The 13,287-nt window shown below is 61.4% G+C and carries 16 protein-coding genes and 1 pseudogene; 14 read left to right on the top strand and 3 right to left on the bottom strand.

Going from position 1 to position 13,287, the window contains the following annotated elements:
* The first annotated feature begins 93 nt into the window (after positions 1 to 93).
* From ACTORR_RS00245 to ACTORR_RS00220, 6 genes and pseudogenes are all read left to right on the top strand, one after another.
* Positions 94 to 450 (top strand): cupin domain-containing protein, encoded by a 357-nt coding sequence (locus ACTORR_RS00245; RefSeq protein ID WP_003465043.1) that lies wholly within the window; start codon positions 94 to 96, stop codon positions 448 to 450.
* A gap of 254 nt (positions 451 to 704) precedes the next feature.
* Positions 705 to 1,031, top strand: a complete 327-nt coding sequence (locus tag ACTORR_RS00240) for a hypothetical protein (RefSeq protein ID WP_003100858.1) — start codon at positions 705 to 707, stop codon at positions 1,029 to 1,031.
* Positions 1,028 to 1,528: a hypothetical protein gene (locus ACTORR_RS00235; protein WP_003100856.1), complete on the top strand. Its 501-nt coding sequence runs from the start codon at positions 1,028 to 1,030 to the stop codon at positions 1,526 to 1,528. Before ACTORR_RS00240 ends, ACTORR_RS00235 begins: the two co-directional genes overlap by 4 nt.
* On the top strand, positions 1,525 to 1,896 hold the full coding sequence (locus ACTORR_RS00230; RefSeq protein WP_003100853.1) for a hypothetical protein: 372 nt from the start codon (positions 1,525 to 1,527) through the stop codon (positions 1,894 to 1,896). Before ACTORR_RS00235 ends, ACTORR_RS00230 begins: the two co-directional genes overlap by 4 nt.
* Positions 1,890 to 2,447: a recombinase family protein gene (locus tag ACTORR_RS00225; RefSeq protein WP_003100847.1), complete on the top strand. Its 558-nt coding sequence runs from the start codon at positions 1,890 to 1,892 to the stop codon at positions 2,445 to 2,447. The genes ACTORR_RS00230 and ACTORR_RS00225 overlap by 7 nt, the downstream gene beginning before the upstream one ends.
* A pseudogene (locus ACTORR_RS00220) lies at positions 2,414 to 2,911 on the top strand (ABC transporter ATP-binding protein); the annotation flags it as partial. The gene ACTORR_RS00225 and the pseudogene ACTORR_RS00220, both read left to right, overlap by 34 nt.
* 4 nt (positions 2,912 to 2,915) lie before the next feature.
* Here the strand turns inward: ACTORR_RS00220 and ACTORR_RS00215 are convergent.
* The 3 genes from ACTORR_RS00215 to ACTORR_RS00205 are packed head-to-tail and all read right to left on the bottom strand — an operon-like array spanning position 2,916 to position 6,387.
* A complete protein-coding gene (locus ACTORR_RS00215; protein ID WP_016487050.1) occupies positions 2,916 to 4,238 on the bottom strand; it encodes an aspartate aminotransferase family protein in 1,323 nt (440 codons plus the stop codon).
* Entirely contained in the window at positions 4,235 to 5,302 is a 1,068-nt protein-coding gene (locus ACTORR_RS00210) for a phosphotransferase (RefSeq protein ID WP_016487049.1), read from the bottom strand. The genes ACTORR_RS00215 and ACTORR_RS00210 overlap by 4 nt, the downstream gene beginning before the upstream one ends.
* 53 nt (positions 5,303 to 5,355) lie before the next feature.
* Positions 5,356 to 6,387: an ABC transporter substrate-binding protein gene (locus ACTORR_RS00205; protein WP_060501537.1), complete on the bottom strand. Its 1,032-nt coding sequence runs from the start codon at positions 6,385 to 6,387 to the stop codon at positions 5,356 to 5,358.
* Positions 6,388 to 6,615: 228 nt separating this feature from the next.
* Here ACTORR_RS00205 and ACTORR_RS00200 point away from each other — a divergent pair, with 228 nt between their 5' ends.
* The 8 genes from ACTORR_RS00200 to ACTORR_RS00165 all read left to right on the top strand — a co-directional run bounded on the left by ACTORR_RS00200 (position 6,616) and on the right by ACTORR_RS00165 (position 13,223).
* Complete coding sequence (locus tag ACTORR_RS00200) at positions 6,616 to 7,350, top strand: SDR family NAD(P)-dependent oxidoreductase (protein WP_016487047.1); 735 nt, start codon at positions 6,616 to 6,618, stop codon at positions 7,348 to 7,350.
* 69 nt (positions 7,351 to 7,419) lie between these two features.
* On the top strand, positions 7,420 to 8,097 hold the full coding sequence (locus tag ACTORR_RS00195) for a GntR family transcriptional regulator (protein ID WP_016487046.1): 678 nt from the start codon (positions 7,420 to 7,422) through the stop codon (positions 8,095 to 8,097).
* Positions 8,098 to 8,178: 81 nt separating this feature from the next.
* Positions 8,179 to 8,769: a TetR/AcrR family transcriptional regulator gene (locus ACTORR_RS00190; RefSeq protein WP_003465041.1), complete on the top strand. Its 591-nt coding sequence runs from the start codon at positions 8,179 to 8,181 to the stop codon at positions 8,767 to 8,769.
* Positions 8,770 to 8,859: 90 nt separating this feature from the next.
* On the top strand, positions 8,860 to 9,561 hold the full coding sequence (locus tag ACTORR_RS00185; RefSeq protein WP_003465039.1) for a cysteine hydrolase family protein: 702 nt from the start codon (positions 8,860 to 8,862) through the stop codon (positions 9,559 to 9,561).
* 54 nt (positions 9,562 to 9,615) lie between these two features.
* A complete protein-coding gene (locus ACTORR_RS00180; protein ID WP_003465037.1) occupies positions 9,616 to 9,840 on the top strand; it encodes a DUF2798 domain-containing protein in 225 nt (74 codons plus the stop codon).
* Between the two features lie 280 nt (positions 9,841 to 10,120).
* Positions 10,121 to 11,173 (top strand): ABC transporter substrate-binding protein, encoded by a 1,053-nt coding sequence (locus tag ACTORR_RS00175; protein WP_441343410.1) that lies wholly within the window; start codon positions 10,121 to 10,123, stop codon positions 11,171 to 11,173.
* A gap of 325 nt (positions 11,174 to 11,498) precedes the next feature.
* Positions 11,499 to 12,428 (top strand): ABC transporter permease, encoded by a 930-nt coding sequence (locus ACTORR_RS00170; protein ID WP_003465031.1) that lies wholly within the window; start codon positions 11,499 to 11,501, stop codon positions 12,426 to 12,428.
* Entirely contained in the window at positions 12,429 to 13,223 is a 795-nt protein-coding gene (locus ACTORR_RS00165) for an ABC transporter permease (protein WP_003465028.1), read from the top strand.
* Positions 13,224 to 13,287 lie beyond the last annotated feature (64 nt).

The following is a 13,287-nucleotide window of genomic DNA, read 5'->3' as shown; positions in this document are numbered from 1 at the left end:
CAACTGCACGACCGCACGACCAGCCTCCCGTTCAAATTCGAGTTAGAACTCATATCCAGCCTGTCTGGGGGCACTGTGAAAGAGGGATCTCCGATGACTGTTGAATCGAGAATATTTTCTGTAGCCGAGTATGTTCAGCCGTCCGAAGGCGAGCCTATTCGTTCCGTTGTGCTTGAAACCCGAGACTCAATTATCGTGGTTTGGCATGTCCATCCCGGGCAGGAAATTGCGGCTCACATTCATCCTCACGGCCAAGACACGTGGACTGTTTTGTCGGGAATGGCTGATTACTTTCAGGGCAATGGGATTGTTCGTGCCCTCAGGGAAGGTGAGATAGCCGTGGCAAGACCGGGCCAAGTGCACGGGGCGCGAAATACAGGTACCGAGCCATTTGTGTTCGTCTCGGTTGTGGCATCAGCCAATGCCGGTTTCGTATTGGCTGAGCGATAGAGCCCAATCTCTGGAGTTGGTCCAATGAGCGGTCGGGGAGATAGGTAACAGACATGCAGCGGACACGGCTGCTAAACCAGGTCGCAAACCTCCTTGCGTCGCAGCGTGCCGCAAGCGACGCGATCAATCGAATGGGGTCGGCATGAGACTGAACACCATCCAGTTCCCGACCGCGTAGCCGCCTGTCCTGCCGATCAGGTCTTGACCATCGACGCCTGGGATCAGTCCTGAATGTTCTTGGAGACCACTACGTTATGAGCCGCAGCCGCCGCAAAACACCCATCGTCGGGCACACGACCTGCGGCAGCGAGCGCGAGGACAAGAAGCTCTGGCATCAGCGCTGGCGCACCCGTGAGCGCACGGCGCTGACCAGCGCGTCGCCCGAAGCCCTGAGCGCCCATCTGCCCCTGCTGGAAAACCAGGCCAGCAGCGTCTGGTCGATGGGCAAGGATGGCCGCTCCTACTGGCCCGTCAAGCGCCAGGCCGCCACGGCGGATCGCATCGCCAATCACAAGGGACGCAACCCGCAAGAACGCGCCTCCCTGAAAAAGCGCCTGCTGCGCAAGTGGATGAGCAAATGAAGCTCTCCTTCCATCAGCACATTGCGCTGTTCTGGATGATCGGTGCTCCGGGCGTCTTCGCGCCCGTGATCGAGAACGCCAAGCGGCCCGATGCCGGCGCCGTCATGGCGTGGGGTGTCGCGATCGTGGCGGTGATGATCCTCTTCACCCCTTTGCTGCTGCGCTGTCCACCATTCCGGCGCTGGTATGGCCGGACGGATGCGCTGTCGGAGCGGCAGCGCCAGGCGCTTGCCGAGCGCGGCCTGCGCCGCTACTACCAGACCGCTTTCGATGACGGCTACGTGCCCCGCGTGATGCCCTACGTGTGGCGCATCATCTGGACGGTCGGCGGGTTGATGGCTGTGACCGCCGTACTGCCTACCAACACCGGACGGCCAGCCTTCGATGCCTTGGTGGTCTTCTCGACCTGGTATCCGATAGGCGTGATGCTGCTGGTTTTCGCGTCGAGGCCCCTTGGCCGGTTGATTCGCCAAAGAGCACAGGAGCGGCGGAAATGAGCACGTCAACCATCGAGGCGCTGGCCAGCGCCTGGGCAAGGATTGCCGAGGAAGCGGAATTCCCCGCTGACTACGAGGGGACTGCCACACCACAAGCGCATCGGGCTAGCGAAGCTATTCAGGAGCAGATTCGGGAGCGCATCGTCGCCACCAACGACATGCGGCTGTTCAGCCTGCTGCACCTGCTGGGTCAGGCGTCGCTGCGCATGGAGCAAGCGCTGTGGCCGGAGGATTACGAGCGGATGACGCGCGAGGTTGAGGAAGCCCTGCGGCAAGCCACCGACGCCAACGCCAGATCGTACACCCACGAAGAAGTGATGCAGGCGATGCAGGAACGCATCGACCGGGCGCGAGACAAGCCATGTTGATTGGCTATGCGCGCGTCTCGACGCAGGATCAGAACCTGGAGCTGCAACGCGAAGCCTTGAGCAAGGCCGGATGTAAAAAGGTCTTCGAGGACAAGGTGAGTGGCACGCGGGCAGACCGGCCTGGCTTGGCCAAGACGCTCGAAATGCTGCGCGAAGGCGATACTTTGGTCGTCTGGAAGCTCGACCGGCTGGGCCGGTCGGTCAAGCAACTGGTCGATCTGGTCGGCGATCTGCACAAGCACGGTGTCCAGTTCAGGAGCCTCACCGACTCCATCGACACCGGCACACCATCCGGGCGGTTCTTCTTCCACGTCATGGCGAGCCTTGCCGAAATGGAGCGCGAGCTGACCGTCGAGCGCACCCGCGCCGGGCTGGAAGTCGCCAAGCAGCTCGGCCGCAAAGGCGGCCGCAAGCCGAAGATGACCGACAGCAAGATCGAGTCGGCCAAGAAGCTGCTGGCCAGCGGGGTGCCGCCCAAGGACGTGGCCAAGAACCTCGGCGTGTCCATTCCGACGCTGTACCGCTGGGTGCCAGCCTCCACGCACGCTTAGCGTGCTTTATTTTCCGTTTTCTGAGACGACCCCTGAAACTGGTCGATGAGATCCTCGACGCCCTGGGCATTACGCCGCTGTCATTCCGCAACCTGGGTGAACTCAGCGGCGGCCAGCAACAACTGGTCTCAATCGCCCAGACGCTGGTGCGCGAACCGCAGATCCTGCTGATGGACGAGCCCACCAGCGCCCTCGACATGCACCGCCAGGTCCAGGTGCTGAACTTCATGCGCGACCTGGCGCGAAAGCGCGAAGTCATCGTGTTCATCGCCATCCATGACCTGAACCAGGCCTTGCGCTTCGCCGATCAGGTGCTGGTCATCGCCGATGGCACCGCTCAGGGCAGCGGCCCGAGCCATGAAGTGATCAACGAGCAGATGCTGCGCGCGGTGTACAAGGTCGAGGCGCGCATCGAACGCTGCAGCCGTGGGCAGCACCATATCCTGATCGACGATATCGTCTGAACCGCTACGGCTGCAGCCCTTCCAGCGCCGTGCCGACCGCTTCCAGTAGCAAGTGCGCATGCTCCTGTTCGAAGGCCAGCAGCGGGCGAATCTTCAGCACGTTTTCCAGCGGCCCGGCAGCACTGATCAATACGCCCTGCTCGCGCATCGCGTTGACCACCTGACGGGTCTGCGTGGCGGCAGGCGCTTTTGTGGCGCGATCGGTCACCAGCTCGACCCCCAGGAACATCCCGGCACCGCGCACATCGCCGATGATCGGGTAACGCTCGGCCAGCTCCCGCAACCCCGTCAACAGACATTCACCCAGGGTGTGCGAGCGCTGCTGCAACTGTTCGTCACGGATGACGTCCAGCACGGCCTGCCCCGCTGCGCAGGACACCGGGTTGCCGCCAAAGGTGTTGAAGTAGCGCATGTTCTGGCCAAAGTGATCGACCACTTGCGCTCGACCGACCAGGCCGGCGATGGGGTGGCCGTTGCCCATCGGCTTGCCCAGGGTCAGGAGGTCGGGGCGCACGTCGTGCCGCTGGAAACCCCACATGTTCAGGCCAGTGCGGGCGAAGCCGGACTGGACTTCATCGGCGATGTACAACAGGCCTTCGGCCTGGGCCAATGCGATCCCTTCGGCGATGCAGCCGGTTGGGCCCGCAAAGACGCCATCGCTGGCGAAAATGCCGTCGAGCAGGATCGCCGCCGGACGAATGCCGTGTTTGCGCAGGTCATCGATGGCCGCACGGACGTCAGCCACGAAGGTCGAGGCCACTTGATCCGCACCCAGCCGATAAGCATCGGGGGCGCGAACGGTGCGCACGTGGGGTGGCAGAACCATGCTCGGGCCGAGCGACGGAGAAAGCTCGGCGATATCACCCGTGACGCCATGATACGCGAAGCGGGTGATGATCACGCCGGTGCCGCCGGTAAACTGTTTGGCGATGCGCAACGCCAGATCGTTGGCCTCGCTGCCGGTGCACGTAAACATGACCCGCTCGAGGTACTCGGGAAAGGTGCCCAGCAGTTGCTCGGCGTAATCGAGCATGCCCTCCTGCAAGTAGCGAGTGTGGGTGTTGAGTTGCCCGGCCTGCCGGCTGATCGCCTCGACCACCCGGGGATGACAATGCCCCACCGACGCCACGTTATTGTAGGCATCCAGATACCGCCGGCCTTGTTCGTCGTACAGCCACACGCCCTCGCCGCGCACCGTGTGCAAGGGGTGTTCGTAGAACAGTCGATAGGCCGGGCCGAGCAACCGTGCCCGGCGTTCGACAAGGCGTTTTTCCTTGTCTGACAGGCGATCGGCATCTTCAGAAGTGAAACCGTTGATCATGCTCATGCGCCAACCTCCTGGGTGCAAGCGGCAAGGATTCTGTCGTGGATCTCGGCGGGTGCCATTGCGGACAATCCCGCCAGGGCATCCTGGGCGCGGTATGAGTTGCGCAGGATGTACTCGCGATTGTCCGGGTGCAGGTCGGCCCGCCAATAATTGATGCACAACGACAACGCCAGGCGTGTGGAGATCAGCACCGGCAGCAGTTGCAATTCTTCGCCGGTGAGGGGATTGACCTGGTGATAGGCGCGGATCATGTCCAGCGCCGGGGCCAGGACGTCGCCCGCCACCCCCAATTGGTACGATGCCGCGACCGCGACCTCGTTGACCAACGGCGCGTGGACCATGTCGCCAAAATCCAGGATGTTGCGCAACACATCGGGCTGATCCGGATCGACGATGATGTTGTGCGGGTTCATGTCGTTATGGATCACCTGGTGGCGCAGCGTGGCGCACTTGCCCAGTACCTGGGATTCGAAGCGGTCCAGGCTGTGTTCGATCCGGTCGCGACGAACGCCCGGCTCGATGTGTTTCAGCCGGGGCCTGAGGCGCTGGGCGTGTTGCATGTCCCACAGCAGGACGTGCCCGGCAGCGGGATGGCTGAAGCCGTCCAGGGCCAGGTCGAACCGGGCGAGCGCTTGGCCCAGGTTCTGCCTGAAATTCACCGATGTGTGGGCGACGCGGTGCAGCGGCAAGCCGTCAACGAAGGACAGGAGACGGACCAACATGCGCTGGCCTTCGATTTCGACCGGCTCCACGAATCGCCCGCCGAGTGATGCAAAGACACGCTGCACCGGCAACGCCGGATCGTTACGCTCGATCTGGAGCATGGCCTGGTTATGGAAGTCCACGACCTGCGGGTTTTCCAATGGATGCGACAACTTGAACAGACGCGACGTACCGTCCGCGAGCATGACCCGGAAATTGAGGTCGCGCTCGCCGCCCAGTTGCTCGAGTTTTCCGCTGATCGCGTAGTGCTGCGCAAGGACCCCAAGGACCTGCCCGTCACTGACACGGGCAGGGGCCGCCTCCAGCAGACAGGGTTGCGCCGATACTTTCTCAAGCGGCATTGTTCATGACTCCTCGCTTCGGTGATGTGGCCTGCTCGCGCAGGCCCCTTGCATTACTTGTTGGCCCAAGCGATGAAACGCTCTTCCAGGTCTTCGCCGTGGTCGATCCAGAACTCGGCATCCGTGGCCCGGGCGTTCTTCAGGTTATCCGGTGAAGTCGGCAGTTTGCTGCCCACCGCCTCATCGACCAGTGCCACGGTTTTGGTGTTGCTTGGCCCATAAGGAATGGCCTCGACAAAGTGCTTCTGCTGAACCGGTGCACTGGCAAACGCGATGAAGTTTTCCGCCAGGGCCTTCTTCGGCGAGCCTTTGACGATGGCCCAGTGATCCAGGTCGTACAGGCTGCCATTCCACTGCATTTCAAACGATTGTCCCTCCGCCTGCGCCGAGGTGACACGCCCGTTATAGGCCGAAGTCATCACCACGTCGCCTGCCGCCAGCCATTGCAACGGCTGCGCGCCGGATTCCCACCACTGGATGTCGGGCTTGATCTGATCCAGTTTGCGGAAGGCCCGCTGCACGCCCTCCTCGGTGCCGAGCAAGGTGTAGACATCTTCCTTGGCCACGCCATCGGCCAACAGGGCGAACTCCAGGGTGAACTTGGCGCCACGGCGCAGGCCGCGCTTGCCGGGGTATTTCTTCACGTCCCAGAAATCCGCCCAGCCCTGTGGCGCGCTGGCGAGTTTTTTCGGGTCGTATGTCAGAACGGTAGACCAGATGAAGATACCCACCCCGCAATCGCTGACGGCGGCCGGGATGAAATCTTCTTTCTTGCCGATGCGCGACCAGTCCAATGGCTCGAACAGGCCTTCGCTACAACCGCGCAACAGCTCGGGGGATTCGACCTCGACCACGTCCCAGCTGGTTTTCCCGGTGTCGGCCATGACCCGGATCTTGGCCATTTCGCCGTTGTAGTCATCGGCCGTGATCGCCACTTTCTTTTCCGAGGTGAAGGGTTTGTAGAAGGCTTTTTCCTGGGCCTGGCGGTTGTTGCCGCCGAAGGACACCACGGTCAGTTTTTCAGCGGCGCTCAAAGGGCCGGCAATCATTCCAAGCATCAGTACAGTTGCGATTTTGCTGTTCATGCGTCTCTCCGAATTCGCTACGTGCGTGAGCGGCAGCTAAGGGATGGCAGGTGGTTTTTTTGTTTTTGGCAGCAATATTTCGGTCAGCGCCGGGTGTCTTGCACCTGGTGGCCGGCGCACGGCGATGATTCCGAGGCGCAGCTCATTAGTAACATATTTAGAATATGATGCATCATAATTTTTACTGGTATAGTCTCACCACTCCACCCCTTCCTCAGGAGCGCCTGCATGACCGAGCAACGAACCCTCCTCCTCACCGGTGCGAGCCGTGGCATCGGCCATGCCACGGTGAAGCACTTCAACGCTGCGGGCTGGCGCGTGTTTACGGCCTCGCGACAGAACTGGACCGAAGGCTGCCCCTGGGCTGAAGGCGAGTTGAACCACATCCACCTGGACCTGGAAGACATCGACGAAGTGCGCCGCAGCCTGCCATTGATCCGGGAGAAACTCGGCGGACGCCTCGATGCCCTGGTGAACAACGCCGGCATTTCACCCAAAGGCGAAGCCGGCGCACGATTGGGCGTGCTGGAATCCGATTACGCCACCTGGCTCAGCGTGTTCAACGTCAACCTGTTTTCCACGGCGTTACTGGCCCAAGGGCTGTTCGATGAGCTCAAGGCGGCGCAAGGCTCGGTGATCAACGTCACCTCGATTGCAGGTTCCAGGGTGCACCCGTTTGCCGGGGTCGCCTACGCCTGCTCGAAAGCTGCACTGGCCGCACTGACGCGGGAAATGGCCCATGATTTCGGGCCACACGGTGTGCGGGTCAATGCGATTGCACCGGGTGAGATCGAGACGTCGATCCTGTCTGCCGGGACCGAACTGATCGTCGATCAGCAGATCCCCATGCACCGCTTGGGCAAGCCGGAAGAAGTCGCATCCCTGGTGCATTTCCTCTGCACCCGAGGCGCGTCGTACATCAACGGTTCGGAGATTCATGTCAACGGTGGTCAGCACGTCTGAAATAATCTGGAAATCCCGGCCGGAAACTTCCATCATTCGGGCCGGGCATCCGCCGCAGATGAGCGATCAATGAGCAACCCCTACCCTATTCAAACCCTCAATCACTCTTACCTGGGCAGTGGCATCTACGAGTTGCTGCGCGAGGCACTGATCACCGGGCGTTTCCAGCCCGATGACCGCCTGCGCATCCGCGACCTGGCCGAACAACTGGGCACCAGCGTCACACCGGTGCGCGACGCGATCCTGCAACTGGCCAAGGAACAGGCGCTGATCCTCAAGACCCCGCGTGACATCCGCGTACCCATCCTCACCGCCGCGCAATACGGCGAGATCCGCAGCATCCGCCTGGCGCTTGAAGGCCTGGCTGCGGAGACGGCCGCCGCGCTGGTGACCGACAGCGAACTCGCAGACCTGCAAGCCTGCATCGAAAACAACATCGCCGCGATCAACGCCCAGGACTTGCAAGCCGCTCTCAAGTGCAATCAGCAATTTCACTACGCGCTGACCACCATCGCGCGCATGCCGGTGCTGGCGGGTTTGCTCGATAGCCTGTGGATGCGCACCGGCCCACTGATCGCCCGTGCCTATGGCAACTTCAACGAGCGCATGGCCATCGACCATCACTGGGAAGTGCTCGACGCACTCAAGCGCCGCGATGGCGCGGCGGCACGGGCGGCCATCTGCCGTGACATTCTCGATGGCAACGAGAAGATGCTCGAGTACATCGAGATGGCGCAGGCGGACTGATTGGCAGTCAATTCGACTGTTGACGAAACATAGATGACCAGTTAGTTTATTAAAACTTTCTCATCACTGGATGTCTCTGTCATGGCTCGCCCGGTCAACCTCGAAGTCAGATCCCGTTTGCTGTCGATTGGCCGCCAGGTGGTTCACAACCGTGGCTTCAACGGCTGCGGCGTCCAGGACATCACCGCCGCTGCCGAGATTCCCAAGGGCTCTTTCTACAACTACTTCGCCAGCAAGGAAGACTTCGCGGCAGAGATCCTCGAGGAATACTGGACCTCGATCGAAACCCGCCACGGGCCGATCTTCTACGACGCCCGGGTCAAGCCGCTGGAGCGCATCGGCCAGTTCTTCCAGGCCCTGGTGCTCGAGCACGGCGAGCATGAATACAGCCTGGGTTGCCTGATTGGCAACCTGTCCCTGGAAATGTCCAATGGCAGCGAACAAACCCGCAAGCGTCTGGCCGATGTGCTGGCGCGCTGGGAAGGTTTGCTCGCGAGCTGCCTGCGTGAAGCGCAGCAGCGCCGCGAACTCTCTGAAACACACGACGCCGAAGCGCTGGCCAGTGTCATCGTCGAAGGCTGGGAAGGTGCGGTCATGCGCGGCAAGGTCCTGCGCGACGGTGCACCTCTGCAGCGTTTCGTATCGATGGTCTTGCCTCGGCTATTGGAGTGAGTTTTTTTTCCTCATTAATAAGACGACTGGTCATTTATATAAAGCAACATTCACGTCTCATCCACGCAAGCACCCAAGAGGTAAATCGTCATGAGCCATCTGTACGCCGACCCCGCCGAACCCGCACTGCCTGCCACTGGTTTCAAGCTCGACCTGAGCAAAGCCGCCCTGGTGGTCATCGACCCACAGAACGACTTCCTCAGCCCTGCCGGCGCCAGTTGGGCGGTGTTCGGTGAGAGCATCGTCGAGAACAACACCGTCGAAAACCTGGAAAAACTGTTCAAGGCCTTCAAGGCTCACGACCTGCCCGTGGCCGTGTCGCCACACTATTACTACCCGCACGACCACGACTGGCATTTTGGCGGTCCGCTGGAAAAGGTCATGCACAGCATCTGCATGTTCGATCGCAAGGGACCGAACACCCTGGAAAACTTCGAAGGCTCCGGCGCCGATTTCCTCGAGATCTACAAGCCGTACATTCTCGACGGCGAGACCATCATCGCCTCGCCGCACAAGGTCTACGGCCCGGAAACCAACGACCTGGCGCTGCAATTGCGCAAGAAAGGCGTGTCGCAGATCATCCTCGCCGGCATGGCGGCCAACCTTTGCGTGGAATCACACCTGCGCGAACTGCTCGAACAGGGCTTTGAAATAGTCGTGGTACGCGACGCCACCGCCGGCCCGCGCCTGCCGGATGGCGACGGCTACCTGGCGGCCATCATCAATTACCGCTTCCTCGCCCACGGGCTGTGGACCACCGAAGAGACTATCGCGCAACTGCAACCGGCTTGATCGTGCCCGAGCGGCCGGGCATCGCGCCCCCCCGCTCTTTCTCGAGAACCCCCGATGAAAATCCCCGCCCGTTATGAGCATTTCGTTTTCGGCGTCGTTCAATCCGGCCTGACCTGCGCGGTCGCGGCCGCCATCGCCACCACACCCCATGCGCTCGACCTGGCCTTTGCCGGCCGCTGGTTGAACGCGTGGGCGCTGTCGTGGGTATCGATGTTGCCGGTGGTGGTGCTGGCGGCGCCGATGATTCGGCGCGTGGTGAGGCGGATGACGGTGGGCTGAATGACTTGGCTATGACTCACCCAACACACCGCCATCGCGAGCATGCTCGCTCCTACCGGGGGCTTCGGGGCTGCTCGCGACAGGCGCGCAAGCCCGCACCCGACGCACGAAATACTGTGCCCGTTCGCATTTTCGCAATAAACCACTTTTCATCCGCGCATTTGTAGCCGCTTCGTTCACGGACAAGCCGGTACATTAGACCTCCATGGTCCCGCAGAGCGACCGACAACAAAACCTACAGCTCGCCCAAGAAAATCTGCCAACCATTCGGAGTCTTTCCATGAGCACATTGCGCACTACAGCTTTCCAACTCGCGAGTCTGGCCCTGTTCATCGGTAGCGCCACCCAGGCCATGGCCGAGGACATCACGTTCGTATCCCAGGGCGGTGCTTATCAGGAAGCCCAGAGCAAGGCGATCCTGGAGCCTGCGGCGAAAAAGCTCGGTCTGACGCTCAAACAGGACAGCTCGCCCAAGGCCTACCCGATCATCAAGACCCAGGTCGAGAGCGGCAAGGTCACCTGGGACGTGGTGGACCTGCCCACTGGCGACTGCATCCGTGGCGAAGCCGAAGGGCTGTTCGAGAAGCTCGACCTTGCGCTGATTCCCAATGCCGCGCAAATACCCGGCAGCCTCAAGGACGAATACAGCGTCGGCTACATCAGCTACTCCACGGTGCTGGCGTATCGCACGGACGCGTTCAAAGGCGCGGACGTACCCAAGACCTGGGCCGACTTCTGGGACACCAAAAAATACCCGGGCCAGCGCTCCCTACGTAACCTGCCACGTCCAACCCTGGAAATCGCGCTGCTGGCCGATGGCGTGCCGATGGACAAGCTCTATCCGCTGGACGTCGATCGCGCCTTCCGCAAGCTTGAGCAGATCAAGCCCGACATCGCCACCTGGTGGACGTCCGGCGGGCAGTCGGCGCAGCTGATCAGCGACGGCGAAGTGGACATGATCCAGGCCTGGAACGGCCGTATCACCGCCGTACAGGCCGCCGGCGCACCCGTGGCATTCGACTACAACCAGGGTGTGCTGGAAACCAACTCGTTGTGCGTCCTCAAAGGCTCGCCGCACAAGGTGGCCGCCATGAAATTCGTCAACGAGGCCATCGATGCCAAACTGCAAGCGGCGTTGCCGATGATCATCGACTACGGCCCGCTCAACCCCGAAGCCTTCAAGACCGGGGTAATCCCGGCCGAGCGCGAGGCCAAGCTGCCTTCCGCACCCGGCAACATCTCGCGCCAGGCCCTGCTCTCGGCGCAATGGTGGGCCTCCGAAGCCGGGGTCAAGGCCGAAGAACGCTGGTTGTCCTTCGTCCAGAAAAAATAGCCATCGGCCGTTGCTGCGCCGCAGGCCAGAGGCCTCGGCGCAGGACATGCCGTCTGCCCCCGCGATTTCGACATAAAGCGCTTGCGCACCGGTCAATTGCGTCCACTTCATTCGTTGGCATCCCGGTACATTAGGCCTGAGGGACCCGCAGAGTGACCTGTGCAGACAACTCGCGCTCGCCTCAAGTACCTGCCCACCATTGGGAGTTCTTCACATGACATTACCCGAGCACCGCACCCTGCTGTCCGCCAGGACGACTGCCACCGCCAGCGCTACCCGTCAGTGCTGGATACCCTCCAGCACTGCGCAGTGACGAGAGGTCATCATGTCCAACGCCTATCTCGCCAAATCCATGCCCGACTCCAGCGACCAGCAGCACCAGCCGCCCATGACCAGCGAAGACGCCCTGGCCCGTGAAGAACGCAAGGAGCACACCTCCATGCTGTTGCTGCTCACCCCGGCGCTGGTCATGGTCGTGGTGCTGTTGATCATGCCGCTGTGCTGGCTGGCCTTTCAGTCGGTCCAGACCGAGGAAGGGTTTTCCCTGGCCAACTACATCCGGATTTTCCAGGAAAGCATTTACTGGGACACCTTCGCCCTGACCTTCAAGATCAGTTTCCTGGTGACGATCCTGTCGATCGTCATGGGCTTCCCCATTGCCTACGCCGCTTCGCGCCTGCAGGGTTTCTGGGCCAACCTGATTCTGATCTGCGTGATCTTGCCGTTCTGGACCAGCGTGCTGGTGCGGGCCTATGCCTGGCTGGTGCTCCTGCAACGCCGCGGACTGGTCAATCAGACGCTGATGGACCTTGGCATCATCGACCAACCCCTGACGCTGATGCACAACACCACTGGCACGGTAATCGGCACCCTGCACGTCATGCTGCCCTTTATGGTCCTGCCGCTGTATTCGGTGATGAAAAAAATCCCCCAGGACCTCATGCAAGCGTCCGAGAGCCTTGGCGCCAAACCCTTCTACACCTTCCGCCGGGTCTTCCTGCCGATGGCAGCGCCGGGGGTCATGGCCGGTTCCATCCTGGTGTTCGTCATCTGCCTAGGCTTCTTCATCACCCCGGAACTGCTCGGCGGTGGCCGCACGATCCTGGTGTCGATGCTGGTGCAACGCAACGTCGAGCTCTATCACGCCTGGGGCGCAGCCAGCGCAGTCGGCCTGGTGCTGCTGTTTGTGGTGTTCCTGATCTTCTGGGGCATCAATCGCTTCATCCCCATCGAACGCATCCTGGGAGCGCGCTAAATGAACCTGCTTGCCAACCTGCGTCACCTTCGCCTGTCCCACGTGCTGTTCACGGTGCTGGTCGCGGCGATCCTGCTGTACCTGATCATCCCGGTGCTGATCGTGGTACCCATGTCGTTCTCCGAGGCGCGCTTCCTGCAATTCCCTCCCAAGCAATGGTCCTTCCACTGGTACGAGGCGTTCTTCAACAGCGTGGAGTGGATGTCGGCGGCGCGGGTCAGTCTGATCACGGCATTTTTCACCATGGCCATCAGCCTGCCGATTGGTATGGCGGCCGCCTACGCCATCAACAACTCCAGCCTGAAGGTGGTGCGTACGCTGCAGATCATCCTGCTGCTGCCGATGATGGTGCCCATCATCCTGATCGCCGCCGGCGTGTTCTTCGTTTACGCCCGGGTCGGCCTGATCAGCACGCTGACCGGCCTGGTGCTGGCGCACATCATGCTCGCCTTGCCCTACGTGATCATCGCGCTGCTGGCCGGTCTGCGTAACTTCGACATGTCCCAGGAAATGGTGGCGCGCAGCCTGGGCATGAACCGCTTTCGCGCCTTCATGGCCGTGACCCTGCCGCAGATCAAGCCCAGTGTGGTCTCGGCGACACTGTTCGCCTTCATCACCTCGCTGGATGAAACTGTGGTGGCGCTGTTCATCTCCGGCGGCGACAACCAGACTCTGACCAAGCGCATGTTCACGGCGCTGCGCGACGAGATCGATCCGACCATTGCCGCTATCAGTTCGATCCTGATCCTGGCGTCGCTGATCCTGGTGGTGATTGCCGGTCGCAACAAACAATAACCAACAACGCACTCCCCCTCTGCAAACACACTTGCCCGCCATTGCGGGCGAGTGTGTTTTTGCG

Source organism: Pseudomonas sp. SAR267 (genome assembly GCF_052077595.1).
GTDB lineage: Bacteria > Pseudomonadota > Gammaproteobacteria > Pseudomonadales > Pseudomonadaceae > Aquipseudomonas > Aquipseudomonas vlassakiae.
Note: the sequence above shows the minus strand (reverse complement) of the source record. Positions and strands in the feature narration are given on the sequence as shown.